This window comes from Rhabdochromatium marinum (assembly GCF_016583795.1).
GTDB classification, from domain to species: domain Bacteria; phylum Pseudomonadota; class Gammaproteobacteria; order Chromatiales; family Chromatiaceae; genus Rhabdochromatium; species Rhabdochromatium marinum.
The window spans coordinates 1-705 of record NZ_NRRS01000202.1 but is presented as its reverse complement, the minus strand read 5'-3'; the positions used below and the strand labels follow the sequence as shown (position 1 = coordinate 705).

Sequence of the window (705 nt, the reverse complement as noted above, 5' to 3'; positions counted from 1 at the left end):
TTTGAGCACACACTTAAGATTGGCCTGCTCGGCGAGACCTGCATTGAGGCCTTGCCTCGCTACCACAGCCAAGGCCGCCCGGCCCGAGGGCAGGCGCCAGACTTTTATGTCTACCGCATCAGCGGTGCACTGGCCTCGCAGGTGCAGGAGCACCAGCGCCGCCTGGAACGCAAAAGCTGTTTCATCCTCGCCACCAATCAGCTCGATGACTCACTGCTCAGCGAAGCCGAGCTCATCGCCGCCTACAAGGATCAACAAACAGTCGAGCGCGGCTTTCGCTTCCTCAAAGACCCGATGTTTATGGCCGCGACACTCTACCTGAAGAAACCCGAGCGCATCATGGCGTTGATGATGGTGATGACCCTCTGCTTGTTGGTCTATGCTGCCCTGGAACACCGTATCCGCGAGAGTCTCAAGGCACAGCAGGCAACCTTCCCCGACCAGAAGGGTCAGCCGAGCGCTCGTCCCACCGCGCGCTGGGTATTCCAATCTTTCAAAGGTATCCATGTGCTGGTCATTGCCCAGGTCAGGCCGCTCGTGCTAAACCGCGTCAATTTAGAGGTGCGTAATTCTTATGCTAACCCAAGTTGCCACCTTGATAAGCTGGCGTCCATCGGAGTTTGCTAGCGTTGTAAGTACCCCTACTGCACAACGACTGGCGAGGAACCCCGATGGACACAAAGATTATATTCGTATACTGCCTTT

Annotated in this window: 1 protein-coding gene; it reads left to right on the top strand. The window is 56.5% G+C overall.

Features of this window, described 5'->3' with window-relative positions; genetic code table 11:
- A partial coding sequence (locus CKO36_RS19310; protein WP_200286510.1) for an IS1634 family transposase occupies positions 1-627 on the top strand: 627 nt, incomplete at its 5' end.
- Between the last annotated feature and the right edge of the window lie 78 nt (positions 628-705).